Origin of the sequence: Laedolimicola intestinihominis, from assembly GCF_040096155.1 — a bacterium.
Classification (GTDB): Bacteria; Bacillota; Clostridia; order Lachnospirales; family Lachnospiraceae; genus Laedolimicola; species Laedolimicola intestinihominis.
The window spans coordinates 67,731-89,548 of the sequence record NZ_JBBMFE010000002.1 but is presented as its reverse complement, the minus strand read 5'-3'; the positions used below and the strand labels follow the sequence as shown (position 1 = coordinate 89,548).

25 protein-coding genes and 1 pseudogene are annotated in these 21,818 nt (G+C 51.4%); 16 read left to right on the top strand and 10 right to left on the bottom strand.

All coding sequences use genetic code 11. The annotated features are described in order from the left end of the window. Window positions 1–142 precede the first annotated feature (142 nt). Window positions 143–739, top strand: coding sequence for a zinc dependent phospholipase C family protein (locus WMO29_RS02790; protein WP_178038850.1), 597 nt, complete (start codon window positions 143–145; stop codon window positions 737–739). A 59-nt stretch (window positions 740–798) separates the two neighbouring features. Here WMO29_RS02790 and WMO29_RS02785 read toward each other — a convergent pair whose 3' ends face one another. Then, window positions 799–2,145 carry an SH3 domain-containing protein gene (locus WMO29_RS02785; protein WP_349163670.1) on the bottom strand — a complete coding sequence of 449 codons (1,347 nt, stop codon included), beginning with the start codon at window positions 2,143–2,145 and terminating at the stop codon, window positions 799–801. Between the two features lie 131 nt (window positions 2,146–2,276). Then, complete coding sequence (locus WMO29_RS02780) at window positions 2,277–4,061, bottom strand: Rqc2 family fibronectin-binding protein (protein ID WP_349163669.1); 1,785 nt, start codon at window positions 4,059–4,061, stop codon at window positions 2,277–2,279. Window positions 4,062–4,195: 134 nt separating this feature from the next. On the opposite strand from WMO29_RS02780, the gene WMO29_RS02775 reads away from it, so the two are divergent. The 5 genes from WMO29_RS02775 to nagB all read left to right on the top strand — a co-directional run bounded on the left by WMO29_RS02775 (window position 4,196) and on the right by nagB (window position 7,413). Next, window positions 4,196–5,074: a YicC/YloC family endoribonuclease gene (locus tag WMO29_RS02775; RefSeq protein ID WP_349163668.1), complete on the top strand. Its 879-nt coding sequence runs from the start codon at window positions 4,196–4,198 to the stop codon at window positions 5,072–5,074. A 10-nt stretch (window positions 5,075–5,084) separates the two neighbouring features. Further along, a complete protein-coding gene (gene gmk, locus WMO29_RS02770) occupies window positions 5,085–5,714 on the top strand; it encodes a guanylate kinase (RefSeq protein ID WP_349163666.1) in 630 nt (209 codons plus the stop codon). A 9-nt stretch (window positions 5,715–5,723) separates the two neighbouring features. Further along, complete coding sequence (rpoZ, locus tag WMO29_RS02765; protein WP_349163665.1) at window positions 5,724–6,071, top strand: DNA-directed RNA polymerase subunit omega; 348 nt, start codon at window positions 5,724–5,726, stop codon at window positions 6,069–6,071. Further along, on the top strand, window positions 5,965–6,507 hold the full coding sequence (locus WMO29_RS02760) for a serine hydrolase (RefSeq protein WP_349163664.1): 543 nt from the start codon (window positions 5,965–5,967) through the stop codon (window positions 6,505–6,507). The genes rpoZ and WMO29_RS02760 overlap by 107 nt, the downstream gene beginning before the upstream one ends. Before the next feature lie 174 nt (window positions 6,508–6,681). Further along, a complete protein-coding gene (nagB, locus tag WMO29_RS02755; protein WP_178038530.1) occupies window positions 6,682–7,413 on the top strand; it encodes a glucosamine-6-phosphate deaminase in 732 nt (243 codons plus the stop codon). 90 nt (window positions 7,414–7,503) lie between these two features. On the opposite strand, the gene WMO29_RS02750 is transcribed toward nagB, so the two are convergent. Then, entirely contained in the window at window positions 7,504–7,677 is a 174-nt protein-coding gene (locus WMO29_RS02750; RefSeq protein WP_178038531.1) for a DUF4250 family protein, read from the bottom strand. Between the two features lie 122 nt (window positions 7,678–7,799). Between WMO29_RS02750 and WMO29_RS02745 the strand changes: the two genes are divergently transcribed. The 3 genes from WMO29_RS02745 (at window position 7,800) to WMO29_RS02735 (ending at window position 10,466) form a co-directional block, all read left to right on the top strand. Then, complete coding sequence (locus WMO29_RS02745) at window positions 7,800–8,294, top strand: hypothetical protein (protein ID WP_349163662.1); 495 nt, start codon at window positions 7,800–7,802, stop codon at window positions 8,292–8,294. Between the two features lie 75 nt (window positions 8,295–8,369). Further along, window positions 8,370–9,101, top strand: a complete 732-nt coding sequence (locus WMO29_RS02740; protein ID WP_349163660.1) for a polysaccharide deacetylase family protein — start codon at window positions 8,370–8,372, stop codon at window positions 9,099–9,101. 27 nt (window positions 9,102–9,128) lie between these two features. Then, window positions 9,129–10,466: a replication-associated recombination protein A gene (locus tag WMO29_RS02735; protein WP_349163659.1), complete on the top strand. Its 1,338-nt coding sequence runs from the start codon at window positions 9,129–9,131 to the stop codon at window positions 10,464–10,466. Between the two features lie 22 nt (window positions 10,467–10,488). Here the strand turns inward: WMO29_RS02735 and WMO29_RS02730 are convergent, their stop codons facing one another. Next, window positions 10,489–11,010, bottom strand: a complete 522-nt coding sequence (locus tag WMO29_RS02730; RefSeq protein WP_178038535.1) for a peptidylprolyl isomerase — start codon at window positions 11,008–11,010, stop codon at window positions 10,489–10,491. Window positions 11,011–11,094: 84 nt separating this feature from the next. Between WMO29_RS02730 and WMO29_RS02725 the strand changes: the two genes are divergently transcribed. Beyond that, window positions 11,095–11,913: a GNAT family N-acetyltransferase gene (locus tag WMO29_RS02725; RefSeq protein ID WP_349163658.1), complete on the top strand. Its 819-nt coding sequence runs from the start codon at window positions 11,095–11,097 to the stop codon at window positions 11,911–11,913. 20 nt (window positions 11,914–11,933) lie between these two features. On the opposite strand, the gene WMO29_RS02720 is transcribed toward WMO29_RS02725, so the two are convergent. Next, entirely contained in the window at window positions 11,934–12,500 is a 567-nt protein-coding gene (locus WMO29_RS02720; protein ID WP_349163657.1) for a hydrolase CocE/NonD family protein, read from the bottom strand. 84 nt (window positions 12,501–12,584) lie between these two features. On the opposite strand from WMO29_RS02720, the gene WMO29_RS02715 reads away from it, so the two are divergent. From WMO29_RS02715 to WMO29_RS02705, 3 genes are all read left to right on the top strand, one after another. Beyond that, complete coding sequence (locus WMO29_RS02715; RefSeq protein ID WP_349163656.1) at window positions 12,585–12,713, top strand: hypothetical protein; 129 nt, start codon at window positions 12,585–12,587, stop codon at window positions 12,711–12,713. 295 nt (window positions 12,714–13,008) lie between these two features. Further along, on the top strand, window positions 13,009–14,496 hold the full coding sequence (locus WMO29_RS02710) for a methyltransferase domain-containing protein (RefSeq protein ID WP_349163655.1): 1,488 nt from the start codon (window positions 13,009–13,011) through the stop codon (window positions 14,494–14,496). An 8-nt stretch (window positions 14,497–14,504) separates the two neighbouring features. Continuing rightward, a complete protein-coding gene (locus WMO29_RS02705) occupies window positions 14,505–15,131 on the top strand; it encodes a substrate-binding domain-containing protein (RefSeq protein WP_349163654.1) in 627 nt (208 codons plus the stop codon). 272 nt (window positions 15,132–15,403) lie between these two features. Here the strand turns inward: WMO29_RS02705 and WMO29_RS02700 are convergent, their stop codons facing one another. The 3 genes from WMO29_RS02700 to WMO29_RS02690 are packed head-to-tail and all read right to left on the bottom strand — an operon-like array spanning window position 15,404 to window position 17,322. After that, entirely contained in the window at window positions 15,404–16,261 is an 858-nt protein-coding gene (locus WMO29_RS02700; protein ID WP_349163653.1) for a hypothetical protein, read from the bottom strand. Then, window positions 16,255–16,953, bottom strand: a complete 699-nt coding sequence (locus WMO29_RS02695) for an ATP-binding cassette domain-containing protein (protein ID WP_178038548.1) — start codon at window positions 16,951–16,953, stop codon at window positions 16,255–16,257. The genes WMO29_RS02700 and WMO29_RS02695 overlap by 7 nt, the downstream gene beginning before the upstream one ends. Continuing rightward, the gene (locus tag WMO29_RS02690) at window positions 16,954–17,322 is read right to left on the bottom strand and encodes a GntR family transcriptional regulator (protein WP_349163652.1); all 369 of its coding nucleotides are present in this window, start codon (window positions 17,320–17,322) and stop codon (window positions 16,954–16,956) included. A gap of 578 nt (window positions 17,323–17,900) precedes the next feature. Here WMO29_RS02690 and WMO29_RS02685 point away from each other — a divergent pair. The 3 genes from WMO29_RS02685 (at window position 17,901) to WMO29_RS02675 (ending at window position 21,015) form a co-directional block, all read left to right on the top strand. Beyond that, window positions 17,901–18,902 (top strand): DUF362 domain-containing protein, encoded by a 1,002-nt coding sequence (locus tag WMO29_RS02685; RefSeq protein WP_349163651.1) that lies wholly within the window; start codon window positions 17,901–17,903, stop codon window positions 18,900–18,902. A 225-nt stretch (window positions 18,903–19,127) separates the two neighbouring features. Further along, window positions 19,128–19,466, top strand: coding sequence for a PadR family transcriptional regulator (locus tag WMO29_RS02680; RefSeq protein WP_349163650.1), 339 nt, complete (start codon window positions 19,128–19,130; stop codon window positions 19,464–19,466). Continuing rightward, window positions 19,456–21,015, top strand: a complete 1,560-nt coding sequence (locus WMO29_RS02675) for a permease prefix domain 1-containing protein (RefSeq protein WP_349163649.1) — start codon at window positions 19,456–19,458, stop codon at window positions 21,013–21,015. The genes WMO29_RS02680 and WMO29_RS02675 overlap by 11 nt, the downstream gene beginning before the upstream one ends. 58 nt (window positions 21,016–21,073) lie before the next feature. Here the strand turns inward: WMO29_RS02675 and WMO29_RS02670 are convergent. After that, a pseudogene (locus WMO29_RS02670) lies at window positions 21,074–21,305 on the bottom strand (type II toxin-antitoxin system YafQ family toxin). 13 nt (window positions 21,306–21,318) lie between these two features. After that, window positions 21,319–21,594, bottom strand: a complete 276-nt coding sequence (locus WMO29_RS02665) for a metal-sensing transcriptional repressor (RefSeq protein WP_349163648.1) — start codon at window positions 21,592–21,594, stop codon at window positions 21,319–21,321. Window positions 21,595–21,818: the final 224 nt, after the last annotated feature.

Here is a 21,818-nt window from a genome sequence, read left to right as displayed (position 1 = left end):
CAAAAAATAATGCTGAAATTTATGGAATATTGTAAAAGTTAGTGATAGACAACCTGGAATGATTGGAGTATGATAGAAAAGGTAGTGTTTTACGAGGGGAAACTATATAAGCGGCAAGATACCGTGAGGATGGAGGTAATAAATGAGAAAAAAATCACATATTTCACTGGCCAGATACATTGCGCAGGACATGCAGGTTCCGGTGATGACACATCACAGGAAAGCGTTCTATCTGGGAAGCATACTCCCGGACTGCAAGCCTTCCTTTCTGACCCAGCGTCACGAGTTCAATGGAACCTTTGATATGGTGAAGGAACGTATCTGTGTACTGTCCGCGGATTCCGGTCTGCTGTTGGACAATGGACGCGCCTTTATGCGCCGACTGGGTGAAATCATTCATTATATTGCGGATTATTTTACCTTCCCGCACAATCAGATCTACGACGGCAATCTGAAAGATCATTGCGTGTATGAGAAAGAACTGAAATTCCGCCTTCGGGAATACGTAAAGAGTGGTAAGGCCTTTCGCGACCGGATTGACGCGAAAAAGTTTGAGACGCCGGAGGCAGTCTGCAGCTTTGTTAAGAAGGCCCATGAGGATTATCTGAAAATGAAGCACGGCGTGCAGGAGGATTGTGAGTATATTGTCCGCATTTGCCATCAGGTGGTGCAGGCGATTCTGAATCTGGTAAATCTGGCGGCGGCAAGGGAGGCAGAAAAACGGTTCTGTCCGGCATAAAAGTGAGATATAAAAAGGGTCTTCGCATAAAAGCGAAGGCCCTTTTCAGATCCGGAAGCTTATTTTAACAGAGAAGAAGGAACATAACCTTCAATCTTCTCACCGTTCTGTGTGAAAGAAATCTTGGTCCATTTCTGACCGTCATCCCCGGTTTTTTCTTTGATAATCGCTACCTTAGTGCCATTTTCCAGCGTGGCGCGGATATCCGCGTTGGGAGAAGCGTAGCTTCGAACCTGTGCGACGCCGCCGGAGGAGCTGCCGGATGAAGAATTTCCGGAAGAGCCGGAGGTGTTGGCCGCAGCGCCCATGGTTACCAGATCGGAACGGATATAGCCCTGCATGGTATTACCGTTCAGTGTGTAGGAGATTTTATACCATTTCTTGCCGTCATTGCCGGTTTTTTCGGAAATGATGGTAGCTGTGGTTCCGGCGGGCAGTTTGGAGCGGATATCAGCTCCGGTGGAAGCGTAGGAGCGGATATTGGCTACTGCCGGACGGATGGTGACGCTGGTAGAGGCGCTTCCTGAGGAAGTATTAGAAGAACCGGAGTCGCCTGCCGGGTTCTTGTCTGTCAGCAGATCGCTGCGGATATAACCGTTCAGCTTATAGCCGTCTACGGTATAAGATACTTTATACCAGGTCTGTCCGTCATCGCCCTTTTTGGAAGTAATCAGACTGACAGCTGTGCCCTTATTCAGTTTGGAGCGGATATCGCCATTGGTAGAGGCATAGGAGCGGACAGACACGCCGCTGTCAGGAACTACATAGCGGGTTCCGGATACATCGGTGGAAGAAGCAGAACCGCCCGGGTTAGTGTCGATCAGCAAATCGCCGCGGATGTAGCCTTCCATGGCAGAACCATTTTTTGTAAAGGAAATCTTGTACCAGGTTCTGCCGTCATCGCCCTTTTTGGAAGAGATAACGGAAGCTGCCGTGCCGCGTTCCAGCTTTGTACGGATGTCTGCATTGGTGGATGCGTAGGTACGGATGATAGCCACAGCCGGTTTCACATACTTCTGCCCGGATGCGGACGAACCGCTGTTGTCGGAGCCTGAGGAATTATTTGAAGCGCTTCCGGAAGAACCGGATACGCTTCCGGATACATTCAGCAGATCCGCCCGGATATAGCCTTCCTTGGCGTCGCCGCCATAGGCAAAGAACACATCGTACCATTTCAGGCCGTCATCGCCGGTGGTCTCAGAGATAATGGATACCTTGGTTCCCTGGGACAGCTTGCAGATGATGGAAGAACTGGTGGAAGCGGAGGAGCGCACATTGAGAATGCGGTTCTTGACCGTTCCGGTGGCTCTGGCTGCCTCAGTCCGGAATGTGGGCGTCAGCAGTCCGAAACAGAGTGTGAAAATCAGGAAAAAGGAAAGTAATTTCTTCTTTTTCGTATACTTCATAATAAAATCCTCCCTTGTAGAGAAAAATGGTATGAGCGGCAATTCCCGCTCATACGTTCTGCTTTCAGTATAAGCGTTTGGCAGGCAAAAAGCAACGGGACGGGCCGAGTATTAAGAATATCTTAACTTTCTTAATCTACCTGCCGGATATCCGAAATATCTGAATCAATCATCAGGGAATAATTGGTATAATATACCACAAAACCGGGCTTCGCGCCGCCGGGCTTTTTTACCTGTTTCTTCTGTACATAGTCGATCTCTACCTTGTCGCCGCCCCGGTTCTTGGAATAATAGGCGGCCAGACGGCCCGCTTCTTCGAAGGTACGGTCGGGCAGCTCCCGGCTGTTTGCCTTCACGATGACGTGAGAGCCGGGCGCGCCTTTGGCGTGGAACCACCAGTCGTTTCCGGTGGCAAACTGGAAGGTCAGCTCGTCGTTCTGGAAATTATTTTTACCCACGTAGATATCGAAACCGTCGCTGGAGACGTAGTGGTAGGGTTTCGAGGTAATTTTCACCTTTTTGCCGCCGATTTTTCTGCGGATGTAACCGGACTCTACCAGCTCTTCTTTGATCTGCACCAGATCTTCCTCGGACAGTGCCATATCCAGGGCGGTCTGTACGGATTCCAGGTGTTCCACCTCAGACTTTGTTTCAGCCAGCAGCGTGGTTACAGCCTCGAAGGTTCGCTTGAGCTTGCCATATTTGTCAAAATATTTCTTGGCGTTCTCCTGGGCGGAAAGGGTCGGATCCAGCGGAATCGAGACCTCTTCATTGGTATAGTAATTCAGGGCCTGCATGGATTTCGCCCCCTCGGGTACGCCGTAGCCGTAGGTGTGAATCAGCTCGCCCCAGATCTTATACTTTTCCCGTTTTTCCGTATCGGCCAGCTGTCGGCTCTGCAGATCGTATTTCTTGCGGCTACGGTCCAGGGCAGTCTGGACGATGCGGCGTAGATCGGAGGATTTCTGGCGGATGCGGGTCAGGGTATTCTTTGTGGCGTAATAGCTTTCCAGGAGTGCGGAAACGGATTCGAAGGGCTGGGCGTTCATTTCTTCGTATATGGTCAGAGGAACAGCGGAGAATTCTACCGGCTCCAGACTCTGTCCGAACTGGGAAAATGTGGTATCAGTGGATACGGAAGCGGCATTTCTATAATAAATACGGGGTTCGAAATCACCGTCCTTGACAGTCTCCATAAGCCGCAGCAGCTGGTGGGACAGCATTTCCCGTTCGGGAGCAGTAAGAGCCCCTGCGGGCCGCGCGGATTCCACAGAAGCCCGGTGACAGAGCTCCTCGGCCATGACCGGGGAAAAGCCGGTCAGTGTAGTGTAGATGGCTTTGGAGAGGGGCGCCGGTTTGTCGCAGATGGCAGAAACCATTTCCACGGGAGCGACAGTGAGGGGATCCAGCTTTTCCTGGGTATGGGGAATGAAATAAGTCCGGCCCGGCAGCACTTCCCGGACGGAGCTGACCGCCAGGGACACATGCTTGATGCTGTCCAGGATCATGCCGTCCTCTTTACAGAAAATCAGGTTACTGTGCTTGCCCATCAGCTCCACGATCAGGGTTTTCCGGCAGAGATCCCCCATCTCGTCCAGATGTTCGATATGGAAATGAAGAATACGCTCCAGAGAGGGCTGGGTCACAGCCACGATGCGTCCGCCCCCCAGATGCTTGCGGAGCAGCATACAGAAGCCCGGCGCGGTCATGGGCGCGGGTTTATTTTTATCTGTCAGGTAGGCCAGCGGCAGACTCGCCGAAGCAGAAAGCAAAAGTCTGTACTGGTTTGCGTTGTTTTTTATGGTAAGCAGGAGCTCGTCGGCCTCGGACTGGACGATTTTTGTGATGCGTCCTCCGGTCAGCTTATCGGATAACTCCTTTCGAAGACAGGATACTGTAATTCCGTCAAATGCCATAGTGAAAACGGCCTCCTTCAAATAGCTTTTAAATAAGTATACTTGACATGTGGAAAAAATTCAACTACAATAAAATCCAAATGAGCAGTGCAAAGGTTCGGAAAATCAGACACTGCGGAGCGGAGAGAACAACCATGGTAAAGAGTATGACAGGCTTTGGCCGATGTGAGATATCCGAAGGGGATCGGAAAATGACGGTGGAGATGAAGTCCGTCAACCACAGATATCTGGACGTGGCCATCAAGATGCCGAAGAAGCTGAATTATTTTGAATCTGCCATCCGAAGCCTCCTGAAGACTTATATTCAGCGAGGCAAGGTGGACATTTTTATAACCTACGAGGATCTGTCCGAGAGCAATATGGCGCTTCATTATAATAAGGAAATTGCCGCGGAGTACCTGAAGTATTTAAAGCAGATGGCAGAGGATTTCGGCCTGGATCAGGATGTGAAGGTGGGGGCCCTGTCCCGTTATCCGGAGGTTCTGGTGATGGAAGAGGTGCAGGATGACGAAGAAGAACTCTGGAAGCTTCTGGAGCAGGCCTTAAAGGGCGCCTGCGAGCAGTTCGTAGCCACCCGCGTGACGGAGGGCGAGAATCTGAAGCGGGATCTGACTGCGAAGCTCGACGAGCTGCTGGTCCATGTGGACTATGTGGAGGAGCGTTCTCCGCAGATTGTGGCCGAGTACCGGGCGAAGCTGGAGGATAAGGTGAAGGAGCTCCTTTCCGATACCCAGATTGAGGAGAGCCGTATTGCTTCCGAAGTGACTATTTTCGCGGATAAGATTTGTGTGGACGAGGAGATTGTGAGACTCCGCAGCCACATCGAGCATACGAGAGCCACACTGGAAGAGAAAGAGAGCGTGGGCCGCAAGCTTGACTTCATTGCTCAGGAGATGAATCGGGAGGCCAACACGATCCTTTCCAAGGCCAACGACCTGGAGATTTCCAATCACGCCATTGAGCTGAAGACCGGCATCGAAAAAGTCCGGGAACAGATTCAGAATATTGAGTAGGGAGAATAAGATGGACAGAAAAGGAATTTTACTGGTTGTGTCCGGCTTCTCCGGCGCAGGAAAAGGAACACTGATGAAGGAGCTGGTCAGCCGTTATGATAATTACGCCCTTTCCATCTCTGCGACCACCCGCAGCCCCAGAGAGGGCGAGGTGGATGGAAGAGAGTACTTTTTCCGCACCAAAGAAGAATTCGAACAGATGATAGCCGATGAGGCGCTCATCGAGCACGCCTGCTATGTGGGCAATTATTACGGAACCCCGCGGGCTTATGTGGAAGAACAGCTGGCCCTGGGCAGGGACGTGATTCTGGAGATTGAGATTCAGGGAGCGCTGCAGATTAAGAAGCGTTTTCCGGATACGCTGCTGTTATTCGTATCCACGCCGGATGCGGAGACCCTGAAGAACCGTCTGATAGGCCGGGGAACCGAAAGCCTGGATGTGGTGGAGAAGCGTCTTTCCAGAGCTTCCGAGGAGGCCGAGGGCATCGAAAATTATGATTATTTCATCATCAATGATGATTTAGATACCTGTGTCACACAGGTGCATCAGATTATACAGGGCGAGCACAGCCGTGTTTCCCGCAATCTGGAGCTTATTAACACGATCAAAAAAGATATCAGCAAATTTCAGAAAGGTTAAGGTGAAAACATGTTACATCCGTCATATTCCGATTTAATGAAGGTCGTCAACAGCGAGGTAGAGGAGGGCGAAACTCCGGTAGTCAACAGCCGTTATTCCATCGTGCTGGCTACATCCAAGCGTGCCCGTCAGATCATCGGCGGCGAGGAGCCGTTCGTAGACGGCAAGGGCAAGAAGCCGCTGTCTATTGCTATCCAGGAGCTGGAGCAGGGTCTGATCAAGATCATGCCGGAGGATGACGACTCCTCAGATGAGATGGACGCAGAGCGTGCGGTACTTCATGCAGACCACTACAATGAGGAAATGGCTGCAGAGCGCGCCGCGGAGGCAGAGGCAGCCGCAGAAGGCGAAGAATAAGCCAAAGGGGATAGAAAAGTCCGGGGGCAGACAGGTGAAAACCTGCCTGCCCTTATTTTTTACGCGAGCAACGAGCCAAAGTCTGTGCTTGCACAAGACCTTGGCGACTGCTGCGTCTGGAGCAGATGGAAGCTTTTCCACGCTTTCGGATTTGATGAGTTTCGTGGAGGCGTATCTGCAGCGGGACGGACGACTGTTCAGCGAAGGGATGTTCCAGACGATTTTGGATACCACGTTCAAAGATCGAGGCCTGGGATGGAACAAGGAATACGGAAACCATATCCTGTATCATACCGGCTTTACCGGAACCTCGATTTTGATGGATATGGATACGCGGGAAGGCATGATTCTTCTGACCAACCGGATTCACCCGAGCAGAGACAATAAGGTATTTCTGGAAGAACGAATTGCGTTGAATCATTTGTGGCTTGACTAAAGATCCCAACGATCTAAAGGAAAAGTGACACAAAAACACAAATAAGTTGCACAAATCGGTAATTCCGTTGACAGAGTGTTTTTTCATTGCTAAGATGAAAATATCGAGGATATCGCGAAGGGAGAAAGCGGTATCATATCCAGTGGGAATGATTAATTTCAGGAGGGAATTTGTATGAATATCATTACAGTAAAGAATTACGAAGAAATGAGCAAGATGGCAGCGCACATTCTGGCAGCTCAGGTTATCGCGAAACCGGACAGCGTTCTGGGACTGGCTACCGGCTCCACCCCCATCGGCATCTATGACTGCCTGGCTGAGTGGTGCAAGAACGGCGAGGTAGACTTCTCCAAGGCTGCAACGGTCAATCTTGACGAATACAGAGGTCTGGATCACTCCAACGACCAGAGCTACTACTACTTCATGAATAAGCATCTGTTCAGCAGAATTAACATCGACCCGAGCCGCACCAACGTACCGGACGGAACCGAGCCGGATCCGGAGAAGGAGAGCAAGCGTTACGAGGCTCTGATTCAGGAGCTTGGCGGAATCGACATCCAGCTTCTTGGTATCGGCCATGACGGACACATCGGATTTAATGAACCGAACAGCTTCTTCGACAAAGAGACACATTGCGTAGACCTGACAGAGATGACCATTGAGGCCAACAAGCGTTTCTTTGAGTCCATCGACGACGTACCGCGTCAGGCATACACCATGGGCATCGGAACTATCATGTCCGCGAAGAAGATTCTGATGGTAGTCACAGGCGCAGACAAGGCAGACATCGTGGCAAAGGCATTCTACGGCGAGGTAACACCGGAGGTTCCGGCTTCCATCATTCAGTTCCATCCGAATGTAACCGTTATTTGCGACGAAGCAGCCATGTCCAAGGTACAGAAATAAAAAAGAAAACCCAACAAAACCCATGCATATGGAGGGGAGTGCCGTCGAGCGCTCCCCTCGTTGTTTTGGTGCGTAGTTTGTGAAAAAGAATCAGGTAAACTGGTTGGTGTCTGGATCGTAGACGTAGTCCACGGAGGCCAGGGAAGACTCGATGGCGCTGCGCTCCAGGTTTTCGGAACGGCACAGGTCGTCCAGGGATGCGTAGTGATCGCGAAGCTGCGTGTTCATCCAGCTTAAAAGCATAATAGGATCCTTAGGAATCATGGGAAATTACCTCCTGACAAAAAAGATTAGGATAACTGTAAGACATTCTCCCGGAACTTGCAAGGATTATTTTTTTCTGGTACACTGAGAGCCAGAGAGCTTGCAAAAGGAGAAGGGGAAATATGGAAAATACAGAAGAGATGAAAGCAAAGAAAAAAGCGGCGCAGCGGCTGACTACAGGTATTATCATCGGAATGACCGTAGTCGTGCTCGGCTATGTGGCGTATGCCCTGGTTACGAAAAATATCAATATGCAGATTTTTGAGGTACTGCTGGGTATCTTTGTAATTGGCTATCTGGTGCTTTCCGACGTGGTGGAGCCCTGGCTGACCGGTCTTTTGAAGGATATGACCCAGATGAGAAAGACCGCGTATCTGAAAATACTGGGGCTGGACGTTGTTGGCGCGGGAGCTTTGCTGTACTGGATTGTGGGGATGGATTCTGAGGCAGGAAATAACCTCCTGATTCCGGTACTGGTTTATTTCCTGGCAAATCAGATGAAACGGAAGCTGCGTCCGGAATTTGAAGGAATTACCGAGAAGATCCTGAAGGACCAGGCAGAAGCGTCTGACGAAGAGGAGACAGATCCGGAAGAACTGTCCGACAAAGAGAAATAAGAAAAGCGGCGGAGCAGGATTCTATGCCTGCTCTTCCGGCATATATTACAGTAAAAGCAAACCGGGAGAGCGGCCGTGAATAGAAGAAGCAGGAGAAATCCGGAATGGAAGCGGGGACTCAGGAAGGGGCTTCTGGGGCTTATGCTGGTGCTGGGCGCCTTTTTCTGGCGTAAAAATCAGGAGGCCGGACAGCAGATCCGGACCGGATCGGAATCTGTCAGAAGCGCAGAAGCGGATCCGGTGGGCCGGGAAACAAAGCGGCTTGCCCTGACCTTTGACGACGGGCCTCACCCATACTATACGGAGCAGCTTTTGGACGGCCTTGCGGATCGCGGTGTAAAAGCCACCTTTTTTCTGCTGGGCGAGAATATCGAGGGCCGGGAGGATATCATCCGGCGCATGCATGAGGAAGGGCATCTCATCGGCAATCATACCTTTTACCATGTGGACGTGAACAGTCTGCCCTTAAAAGAGGCCTGCGCGGAGATTCAGGACACCAGCAGCGCTATTACCGCCATCACCGGACAGCAGGTGGAATACGTGCGTCCGCCCTACGGAAGCTGGAATAAGGAGCTGGAATGTGAGGTGCTGATGATTCCGGTATTCTGGACCCTGGATACCCTGGACTGGAAGGTGAAAAATGCCGACCAGATTGTGCGGGAGGTACTATCCGATGTGGAGGAAAACGATGTGATTCTCATGCATGATTCCTACCGGACCACCGTGGATGCGGCCCTTCGGATTGTGGATGCGCTGCAGGAAAAAGGGTACGAATTTGTGACGGCGGACGAACTGATTCTGGAGTAGTGCGCCTGGGTACAAGGAGAGATACAGATGGATTTATTTGATTATATGCGGGAAAATACACAGAAGCAGGAGGCGCCGCTGGCGTCCCGGCTGCGTCCCCGGACCCTGGACGAGATTGTGGGACAGAAGCATATCATAGGAAAGGACAAGCTGCTTTACCGGGCCATCCGGGCCGATAAATTAAGCTCACTGATTTTTTACGGACCGCCCGGCACCGGCAAGACCACTATTGCCCGTGTCATCGCCAATACGACAAAGGCGGATTTTACCCAGCTGAACGCCACGGTGGCCGGCAAGAAGGATATGGAGGCTGTGGTAAATCGGGCCAAGGATAACCTGGGGATGTATGGCCGCAAGACCATCCTGTTCGTGGACGAGATTCACCGGTTCAATAAGGGGCAGCAGGATTATCTTCTGCCCTTCGTGGAAGACGGTACGGTGATTCTCATAGGAGCCACCACCGAGAATCCCTATTTCGAAGTAAATGGAGCTTTACTGTCCCGTTCTGTGATTTTTGAATTAAAAGCACTGGAAAAATCAGATATTCTGGAACTGATTCACCGGGCTTTGACGGATAAAGAGCGGGGCATGGGCGCGTATCAGGCGGAGATCACCGGCGAAGCGGCGGATTTTCTGGCGGATATCGCAGGCGGCGACGCCCGGTCGGCCCTGAACGCCATCGAGCTTGGCGTGCTGACCACGGAGCCCTCCGGGGACGGGCGGATTCACCTGACGCTGGAGGTGATGTCCGAGTGCATCCAGAAGCGGACGGTGCGCTACGACAAGACCGGCGACAATCACTACGATACCATTTCCGCCTTTATCAAAAGTATGCGCGGCTCCGATCCGGACGCGGCAGTCTATTATCTGGCGAAAATGATTTACGCGGGGGAGGATGAACGGTTTATTGCCCGCAGAATTATGATTTGCGCGTCTGAGGATGTGGGAAACGCGGATCCCATGGCTTTAACCGTGGCGGTATCAGCAGCTCAGGCCGTGGAGCGCATCGGTTTTCCGGAAGCACAGATTATCCTGGCCCAGGCGGCTTCCTATGTAGCCTGCGCGCCCAAGAGCAATTCCGCAGTCAATGCCATCTTTGCGGCTATGGAGTCGGTGAAGACAAAGCGCACCAGCGTGCCGCCCCATCTGCAGGACGCCCATTATCCGGGTGCGGGCAAGCTGGGTCATGGTACAGGGTATAAGTACGCCCATGATTACCCGAATCATTATGTAGAGCAGCAGTATCTGCCTGACGAGGTGCTGGGAGAGAAGTTTTATGAGTTGTCAGATAATGGGTATGAGAAGCAGATCAAAGAACATTTTAAGAAGATAAAAGGCGAGGCGAAAAACAGGACGGAGCCCTGAAAGGCTTCCGTCCTGTATCCTATTACAGTTTTTCCGGCTCCGGATAATCCACGCCGAAGGTATCGACAGTCACAGTCTTCATGACCTGCGGTTTCATGGGACGATCGCGGAAATCGGTGCGTGTGGTGGCGATCTTGTCTACCACGTCAAGTCCCTCGATGACCTTTCCAAAAGCCGCGTAAGCGCCGTCCAGATGGGGACTGGTCTTATGCATGATGAAGAACTGGGAGCCTGCGGAGTCCGGATGCATGGCTCTGGCCATGGACAGGACGCCTGGTGTGTGAGCCAGATCGTTCTGGACGCCGTTCTGGGAGAACTCGCCCTTGATGGAGTAGCCCGGTCCGCCGGTTCCGGTGCCCTGGGGGCAGCCGCCCTGAATCATGAAGCCGTTGATAACGCGGTGGAAATTCAGTCCGTTATAGAAACCCTTCTTCACGAGGCTGATGAAATTGTTGACTGTGTTGGGTGCGATTTCCGGATAAAGCTCCGCTTTGATGATATCGCCATTTTCCATTTCAATGGTAACTACCGGATTCTGTGCCATAATGTATTCCTCCATTTTATTAATATCCGTATTTATCTATTATTTTAGCCGAAAACAGGGAGAACGTAAAGGAGTTTTTCGAAAATGCTGAAAGGACTGATTATACAGGCGTCCCATACAGAGGCGCTGGAGGCCGCGCTGACAGCCTCAGGGCTTCCCTGGAGGAAGGTTCCGGGCGGCAGCGGGAAAGCGATTTCCAAGGCCTCCGGAAGCCTTGGGGAGCCCAAAGAGTTGCTGTGTCTGGTGGAGACAGACGCAGAGGAAAAAGCCGCGCTGGAGCAGGGCTTCTTCTGTATCGGTTATCTGAATCCGGATCTGCCCGGCCAGAAGCTGTCCGGTTGCCGGATCCTGCTGGAGGGCTTTGAGGAAATTGATCGAGAATTTCTGGAGCAGGTACATACGAGAGCCCTGGGGCTTCCGGTCACCATCGCGGAAACAGCACGTCTGCGGATTCGGGAAATGACGCTTTCCGATCTGCCGGAGCTGAACCGGATCTGCAGGGAAAACGGCCTGCCGGAAACCGGGGAAGAGGAGGCAAAGGCCTATATCCGGTATATGTATGGGCTTTATCAGTGCGGGATGTGGGTGGTACTGGAGAAGGAGAGCGGCAGAATCATCGGCCGCGCCGGTTTTGGAATCGCCGATTATCTCCCGGAGGCGGAGCTGGATCTGGGATACCTGATTGACACGCCTTATCGGAGACAGGGCTACGGGGAGGAAGCCTGCCGGGCAGCGCTGGATTACGGGAGGGACTGGCTGGAGCTTCCGGAGATCAGTGCCTACGCAGAGGCTGAAAACACGGCGTCCTGCCATTTGCTGGAAAAGCTTGGATTCAGGCGGGAGCAGGAGTTTACCTGTAAAGAACAGAAAATGTATCGATACCGGAAGAACTTTGGATATTAAAAAACGGCAGTAATTAGAAATTAATGGGTTCCGCCCTTGCCGCTTCCGCCCATGACGATATCATCGTCTACCATGGGCTGCAGCCACAGCTCGCCCGGTGTCTCCGGGATATACGGCATCAGGATATAGGACGGGTACTCGTGCTCGTAACGATAGCCGCGGCCCAGAATATTCAGCTTCATGGGCGGCTCTTCGGTAATACCGGTATCGATGCCCTTCATCCAGTGATCGTACCATCTTAAGCTCTCTTCGTTCATGAAGCGATAGGGCAGTTCCATGCCGTTGTAGCCTTCCATAACGCCGCAGCGCTTGTAAGCGGTCAGCTCCTTGGAATTCATCGCGTTGAAGACTGGAGCGGACCAGCGGCCCATGGGAGCCCAGCCACACTTGAAGTATACCGGGACTTTAAGCTTGTCGTACTTATACTTCATGGAACGGGGACGCCAGAAATCGTCCTCCTGAGGATGAAGCAGATAGTCCAGATAGAAGGTATGATACTTCGGCGGCCATACGTTAAAGATCTTGCTGAAGTAGGTGTTGATAGCGATATCCGGGTCTTCCTGAACCTCTTCAATACGCTTCTTCATCTCTTCCTCGGACATCATCTTGGTGGTCCAGGGAACCGGATTGTTGGACGGGCAGAGCCTGAATGATTCCGAATTGGAAGTATCATGATTGCTACAGTTCTGAATAACCTGTTACAATCTACCGTATTGGCAAATGTGCCGATCAACAGCTACATCACTGCGCTGCTCTTCGGTATTGTACTGGTGGTTGGTATCCTGACATTGTTTGTGTAAGAATACAGGTGTAAAACGAAATTTTCGAAATGTATTGGGAAATTATATAGGGGTGGAAGGGATCGCCATTTTCGGATGGCGGTCCTTTCTTATTGGAAATAAAAAGATAGCAGCCTGCGGGGCAGGCATTCAAATCTGGTAAGCAAATGCGTTGGCAGATCGGGTGGAATGTGATAGAATATCATTGGGTATGCAACCTTGCCGAATGGCATCCAAAGCGGAGCGTGCATATCCGAAGGATATGGGAAAATAACCATAACTGTGAAAATTATGTATCAGGAAGGAAACGAACACCTTGTATAATTTATACGAAAAAATAAAAAACGGAGAAGACGTAAGACAGAGCCTGTCCATCATGCGGGGACTTCTGCGGGATAAGAAAGAAGGACCGGCAGCAGGTCTGTGGCTGGATGAGAAATTCGAGGAGGAGCCGGAATTCTGGCTGTCCCTTTTGAAATCCGAGGATCCCAAGATTCGGAAAAATGCGGCTCTTGTGCTGGGACTGCTGGGCAGAGACGAGTGCCGAGACGCACTGCTTGCAGCCTATGAGAAGGAAGAACAGCGCTTTGTAAAGAGCGCCTATCTGCTGGCGCTTCAGGGCTGCGACTGCGAGGAGCAGCTGCCGTTTCTGAAAGAGCGCAGACGCATTTTGCTGGGAGAAAAGCGGACTGCAGAAAACGATAAGCATCTTCGCGAAGAGTTGGAAGCCCTGAACGGCCTGATTTCCGAATATGCGACTGCGAAGAAACGTCGGTTTACAGGCAAAAACGAACTGTCAGATGTGATCCTGACCACCTGGAAAGACTACCGGGATCTGACAGCCCGTCAGATCACCTGCGGTGAAGTCACCATGATGGGATCCGGCATGCGGGTAAAAGACGGGGATCTCAGAGAACTTCTGTCCATCCGAACCTGGCGGGAGCTGCTGTTCTGCCTGGATATCGACGAGGTATCCCGGGAAAACGCCGCCAAAGAGCTGGCAGAATCCAATCTGCGGGAAGTCCTGAAGCGATACTACGAGGGCGGCGCTCCCTGGCAGTTCCGGATCGAATGCCGCAGCAAAATGAACCTGGAGGAGCGCAGCCGCTTTACCAAAAAACTGGCAGACGGCCTGATGCTGGAGACCGGCGGCAATATGCTGAACGATACGTCAGATTATGAGGTAGAGCTTCGCCTTAACGAGAAAAAATCCGGCGGATTCCTGCCCTTACTTAAATTCTCCGGCCTGCCGGATCGCCGCTTCGCCTACCGGAAACACAGCGTGGCAGCCTCCATGCAGCCTGCCCTGGCTGCCGTACTGGCAGAACTGGCAAAACCTTACATGAAAGAAAATGCCCGGGTGCTGGATCCCTTCTGCGGCGTGGGTACCCTGCTCTTTGAGCGGAACTACGCAGTACACGCCGACACCCTCTATGGCACCGACATCTTTGGCCCGGCCATAAAAGCCGCCCGGGAAAACGCCGCCACAGCAGGCATCCCGGCTCATTTCATCAACAAAGACATGCGGGACTTCAGCCACGAATATAAATTCGATGAAATCATCACCGACATGCCCGGAGAGGGCAAAAACCGCACCGCCCACGATGTGGACTGTCTGTACCGCGCTCTGTTCGAGCGGGCAGAAGCACTGCTGAGGCCCGGCTCCATGATTTTTGTATACGCCCATGACCGGGGCTACGCAAAGCGCTGGATACGGGAGAACAAAGAGCTTAAGCTTGAAAAAGAGTGGCGGATCAGCGAGAAAGAGGACACCTGGTATCTGGCAGTCCGTTATGAAGGATAACTGGAAAAATGTGGAAGAACAAGAAACGAGAACAGACAGAGCATCCAGAACGCGGAACCGGGTACAGCATCAGAAAACAGGGAATGCTACTGGCATGCGCATTGCTGGGAATATTGCTGTGTGGGCCGCTTAGCGGCTGCGGGCAGGAAAAAGTGGCGGAGGCAGAAGCCTCAGAGAAGAAATCCGAAGCGATAGAACAGGAAAATCCAGATGCAGGAGAACAGATTTCACGTATCGGTCTGATATTGACCAGCCGGGACGATTCGGAGAATGAACAGGTACAGACAGACTTTGAGAATCTGGCGGAAGCTCTGGGCGCAGAACTTCATGTAAAGACGCCGGATGTATCCGCCGCAGAAGCAGACGAGGCCCGTGGGCTGGAGTATCGTACCTTTGCCCTCTGTGACGTAGATCCGATAGAGTATCAGATGCTGGCAGTCAACGAGCTGGTGGCCGAGGACGTAGACGTAATTGCGATTCACGCCAATCATGAAGAAGCGCTGGAAAGTGTTCTCTCAGCCGCACGCAGTGTCGGCGTCCGTGTGATAGCGTTTGAACAGCCGGTTACGGATGCAGGCTGTGATGGATATGCGGAGACATCGGAAGAGGCAGTGGCAGTAATAAAAAGTGAATAACGGACGGAAAACCGGGACCCAGCCCGGGGAATTTTTCTTTCGAGGTGTTCGGACGCTTCGCGGACAGCCGGATACCGTAGTGAAAGAAAAATTTCCCGGGCTGGGTCCCGGTTTTCCTGTTTTTAGAGATACCCGCAGGGTATTCCATGTATTGGTTCATTTCATGGTCAGAAAAAGAGGGAGCGGGAGACTTTGCTTACACATGACTGTCCGTGAAATGTCCGAACACGGTGTAAGCAAAGTCTCCCGCCCCCTCTTTTTCGTCCGTCTTATTATTCCAAATTCAAACTATTCTTCATAAAGTAGGCCGTCAGCCAATAACAAACCCCACCCTGCATCAACGAAATCAAAGCCGAAATAACCGAACTAAGCCAGAAAGCCGTCGTATTAGACCAGCTGGCCGAAAACATATGAGCCGTGAACGACAGACCGGAAAACAGAGAAGTCCCAGTGGAATAGGTAGTAGCAGTAATTCCGGTCAGAATACCGGCAATTACGTTAGAAAGAATCGTAACGCCCACAAAAATACCGACAGAAGACAAAATTTTATGGGTATGAAAGCTATGTCCAATGGTAATACACATATAGTAAATCAGGATACTCGCCATTTCCGATAAAACAAAAAGCGGAATCCACACAAGCCCTGCAGCAACCGGAGATACCCCGAAATTGTCCCGAAAACTGATAAACAGAGTAGGGATCTCATCAAAGACCGCAGAGATCAGATCCTTGTTTAAAAACATCACCAGAATAGAAAGAATGAGAAGCACCGTATCGATGGCAATCCAGACAGTCGCCACGATCAGCTTTCCCCAGATCTGTTCATGGACAGATACCGGAAGCGTGTGCATCAGGTACCCTTCATCTGTGAACAGATTTTTTTGAAATCGCAGGATCGACAGATAAATGGAAGTAATCAGCGCGATGGCGACCAGCGCGATGACATAAAAAATAATCAGAGATGTGTCCGCAAAGGTCATCCAAACATTCCCGTCGTTGAAGCGCGGACGGTTCAGCGCCAGCTGAACATAAAAGCGGCCGAAAATCGTAATGGCAATGAGCCCCAGATGCAGCGGAATCATCAACCGGTTCACTGCCTTAAATTCGTATTTTATCAATTTTCCTAACATCTGAATACCTCCCTGAATAAAGTGTCCACCGATTTCCCTTCCTGCTCCCGGATAGCATCCACGGAAGTATGCAGGCGGATGTGGCCGTTCTGGATGAAAATCACGTCGTCCAGCACATTTTCAATATCGGAAATGAGGTGAGTCGAGATCAGAACCGACGCATTTTCATTATAATTGGAAATGATTGTCTGGAGAATATAGTCCCGGGCTGCCGGATCCACGCCGCCGATGGGCTCGTCCAGGCAGTACAGGTCAGCGTCCCGGCTCATAACCATGATGAGCTGCACCTTTTCCTTGGTACCCTTGGACATGGTGGACAGGCGGGCCGTCGGGTCGATGCCCAGACGCTGGAGCATATCTTCGGCGCGGTTCCGGCGGAAGTCCGCGTAGAAATCGCAGAAGAAGTCCAGAATGTCGTTGACTTTCATCCAGCTGTTGAAATACGTGCGTTCAGGCAGGTAAGAGACGACTTTTTTGGTGTCAGGGCCGGGCTCATTTCCATTGATGTACAGCTGTCCAGCGGTGGGAGCGAGCAGGCCGTTGATAAGCTTGATCAGGGTCGTCTTGCCGCTGCCGTTTGGTCCTAAGAGGCCGATGATGCGGCCCCGGGGTAAGGTCAGGTTCAGGTTGTCCAGGGCAGCCTTAGAGCCGTATTGCTTGGTGAGCCCTGTACAGGTTAAGAGTTCGTTCATTTACACTTCCTCCTTGCTTTCTTCGATGAGAAGCTGAATGCTTTCTTCTCTGGTGTATCCTAAGTGGGCCATGGCTTCCAGAAACTGCTGGATCAGGTCGTGGGCCAGCTGGTGTTTCAGATTTTGCATAATGGCGGTGTCCTCGGTGATGTATCTGCCGCTGGTGCGCTGAGTGTAGACCAGGCCGCTGCGTTCCAGCTCGGCCAGAGCTTTTTGCATGGTGTTGGGGTTGACGGCGGCTTCGGCGGCCAGTTCCCGCACGGATGGAAGCTTTTGGCCGGGCTTATAGATGCCGGCGATGATTTTGGATTTGATGATGTCTTCCAGCTGTAGGTAGATGGGACGGGTGTCATCAAGGATCCAGGGCATGGGATCACGCTCCTTTCACATAGTTACAGACAAATTGTATTACTTAATTAGTACAATAGAATATTCATGAAAAAATGTCAAGGATATAGAAAGAATCTTTAGAAAGTCTTAATAAATAGGGGGGACGAAAGGCCGGATCAAACGGTAACCCGGGCATCAAGCCCGTCAGGCTCGCTATCAGAGCAAGAGTAGAGATAACAAGAAACGAAATATCCTTTTATATACCACTAAGCTCCCCAAAGGCCTCCAGCTTCTCCATAACAGCATTCATAATAACTTTAATACTCCTTTCTTATCATACAAGCACATATTACATATACCCCTATTGGTATATGACTTGTAACGACACACTATACCCATAGGGGTATAAAGCCAAGACACAAAATATAAAAAACTGCAACTCTCTGGCCCCTCTCTTCCGTCCGTCTTAGAATAAGTAAGCAGGAGATAAAAAATCCTTGACTTCAACCCTACTTTAAGGTTTAAAATAAAATCAGAGTAGGCTATTTTTATCCGAAAGCATTATTTTGCCAAAAGCATTATTTTGCCAAAAGCATCTATAAAAGGAGGATTTCAACATGTCAGATCAGAAAACACCCGGAACCGGCGGTGATCACTATATTTCCTATGAGGAGCGCACCGGCGGCGAATCCACCGTATACTTCACCAAAGACCTCTCCGCAGAAGGGCTGCATAACATATTTCAGAAAGTAGGCGGCCACCTGACCGGCAAAGTAGCCGTCAAGCTGCACACCGGCGAAAAGCACGGCCCGAACATCATTCCGCGTCCGTGGGTAGAGTCCCTCATCAAAAACGATATCCCGAACGGCAATATCGTCGAGACTAACACCTACTACGAAGGCGACCGCTACACCACCGAAGCGCACCGGGAGACCCTGAAGGTCAACGGCTGGACCTTCTGCCCCGTAGACATCATGGACGAGGACGGCACAGCTCTGTTCCCGATTAAAGGCGGCAAATGGTTCAAAGAAATGTCCGTAGGCAAAAACCTGGCGAACTACGACTCCTTCCTGGCTCTGACCCATTTCAAAGGACATACCATGGGCGGCTTCGGCGGATCCAATAAGAACATCGGTATCGGCTGCGCAGACGGCCGCATCGGAAAAAAATGGATCCACACCGTAGAGGGATCCGACAACCAGTGGAGTATCGCCGAAGAAGAATTCATGGAGCGCATGACCGAGTCCACCAAATCTGTCTTTGATCATTTCGGCGATAAGATCGTATATATCAACGTCCTTCGCAACATGTCCGTATCCTGCGACTGTGAAGGCGTGGCAGCAGAGCCGGTAGTCACCCCGAACATCGGTATTGTAGCCTCCACTGACATTCTGGCCGTGGATCAGGCGTCCGTAGACCTGGTATACGCCCTGAGTGAGCATGACCATCACGCCCTGGTAGAGCGCATGGAGACCCGTCACGGCCTGCGCCAGCTCACCTACATGAAAGAGCTGGGTATGGGAAATGACAAGTATCATCTGCTGGATATTGATGAGAACGACAAGGAAATCAGCGTAAAAGAAGCGGTAAAGGATGTAAAGCCGTTCCACGCGGAATAACAGAAAAGCAGGTGGCGGAGATAGTGAAGACGCTGTGAAAACAGAATACAGAATGGCATCAAAAAAGGATCCTGTGGCAGGATCCTTTTTTTTGTAGAATGTGATTCGGAAAGAATTTTGCATAAGAACAGAATTTATAGTTGACATACCTAGAATTTCTAGGTAATATGGAAGCATAGAAAATCTAGGTATTATATTTGAAGTATAGAGAAGGAGACATTTCCCATGGACAAGAAAATGATGGCGGTCAGCACGTCGATGCTGGTACTGAAGCTTCTGGAGGAGGGGGATCTGTACGGCTACCAGATGATTCGGCTTCTGGAGGAGCGCAGCGAGCGGGTATTTTCTCTGAAGGAGGGGACGCTCTACCCGATTCTTCACAGCCTGGAGGAGCAGGGTGCTGTGGAGAGCTATGAGCAGTGCGCCGAAAATGGCCGGAAGCGGAAGTATTACCGCCTGACGAAGAGCGGCGGAAAGTTATTGAAGTCCAAGCAGCGGGAATGGCAGGAGTACGAGCAAGCCATTCGGAATGTGCTGAAGGGAGGCGTGAGCTTTGCGGGATAAGATTGATTTATTTTTGGAGACGGTGGATGAGCAGATCGCCTGTAAGCTCTGCCACGAGAAGATCAACGACGAGCTGCGGGGACATATCGAGGACAAGGCGGAGGATTACCGGAGTTATGGGCTGAGTGAGGAAGAGGCCCTTGGCCGGGCCATCCGGGATATGGGCGAGCCAGACGTCATCGGCATGGAGTTAAATCGGCAGCATCAGGTTCGGACGCCCTGGCCGGTGCTTGGAATCATTGGACTCTTGCTGGTGATCGGATTGGCTGAACTGGTGATGTTCGAGGGAGGATGGAGCAGTCTGTCGGATCTGGCTTACAGCCTTTCGGATGGAAACTATTATATCTGGGGACTTGGACTCCTTCTGTTGGTGATATATCAGGGGTATCCTTTTTTGTTGAAGCACGCGGGCATGGTGGTAAAGATTATTGGGATTTTCTGCGGCGTGCTGGTAGTGGGCGGCTTTGGTCAGAGACTGCTTGCAAGCTGCGGCTCGGATAATATGACGCTTTACCGACTGTACAGCTCCGGCTTTCAGACGCTGATTCTGGGGCTTGGTGTGCCGGTGTCGGCGGTCTGTCTGTATCGAAGACGGGCGGGAGGCTGTCAGGCCATCATGCTCCTGACCATGGCGCAGGCTGTGTATCTGGCGGCACTTCGTCTCTCCCGGGGCTTCCGGCCCGGCGGTTCCTGGATTCCAGTGCTGTGCCTGCTTCTGACCTGTCTGGGTATCGAACTTTACATGGCGGTCAAAGGCTGGTTTGGCGGGTCTGCCGGAAAGGCTATCGCGGCGGCAATCCTTGGCTTTGCGGTGCTCCTGACCTTCTGGGCCGCGCCGGGAAGCCAGGCGCGGGAGCTCTGGAACCGCTGTATCTATCCGGAGGCCTACGCGGCCAACTCCACGGCCTGGGACGACAGCTACAACAACGTGCTGATCCGGGAGCTTCTGGGTCGTGCAGAGAATTTCGGAGAGATTCCGCTTAGCGAAGAGGAGCTTCGAAGCTACGGCACCGGCGAATGGTATTATGGGGAAAATGGGACCGGACACTGGAAGGATCAGCGCTCCGGCGAGACCTCCGGGGCGGACAGCGCATTTTCCAGCTTCTCGGTCTATCAGGAATACAGGAGTCAGTTTCTGAAAAATCCAACCTTGGAAGATATTCTCCCGGATAAATACCAAAACAATTATCGAGCCGCCTGGTGGGTGTTTCATTATGGAAGAATCCCGGCTGCGGCGCTGATGCTACTCAGTATCAGCCTTCCGGCTACCCTGATTTTCCTGACCCTCCGCATCCGTAACTGCCTGGGCCGCACCATAGCCCTCTCCGGCAGCCTCCTCCTGACCCTGGAGACCCTGATTTATCTGATCGAAAGTATGGGCTTTCAGTTCAGTCATTTCTCCAACCTCCCCTTCCTGGCCGAAGGCTGGAGCAGCATCACCATCACCGCGCTGTCAGTGGGAATGGTACTGTCCGTGTGGCGGTATGATCGGGTGGTGACAGAGAAGGAGAGGAAAGGAACGGAAGCAGCAGAGACAGCGATAGCGTAGAAATAAAAAAGGAATGAAAATGAAGAACATTCGCATTTTCATTCCTTTTTATATAAAATTACATTTTAAAAATATCAGCATGTGAGCCGGTATCGACTAATGTCAGTGTCAGAATATCATTTTCTATCAGATAGACCAAAAGCCAATCTGGCTTAATATGACATTCACGGAATCCCTGAAAATTTCCACTTAAACCCGTGATCACGATATTTTTCATCCAGTTGTTTGCCCTGACGCAAGGTATCTACCACGTCATTTAGAAGAGAAAGATCTAAACCGCGTTTTTTCATTCGTTTTCTGTTTCTATTTCATATTCGCGAACCGTTCCACCGCCTTGGTGAAGCTCTCGATGGTCTTATCAGCGTCCCCATGCTGGATGCCGTCCCGGACGCAGTGCTGGATGTGGCCTTCCAGAACCACCTGACCGGCCTTGTGCAGGGCCGACTTGGCGGCATTGATCTGGGAGAGAATGTCTTCACAGGGGATATCCTCGTCGATCATGCGGTCAATGGCCTGAACCTGGCCGATGATCTTTTTTAATCTGCGGTGCAGATTATCTGAATCCATGCATTGTTTCATAAAATGATACCTCCCGGAAAATTCATATGTTAGCCCAATTATAAAAGGAATCCATGGAACTGTCAAGCGAGCCGAAAGGAGCCAAAAAGGAACAGGACAGATAAAAACCAAAGGAAAATGCAGGCTGGAATAGATAAAATCAACTGTACAGACATCGTTCCCTGCGTTATAATACAGCATAATGACACTCTGTACCAGAGGGGTGGCGCCCGGGGCGGAGCAGA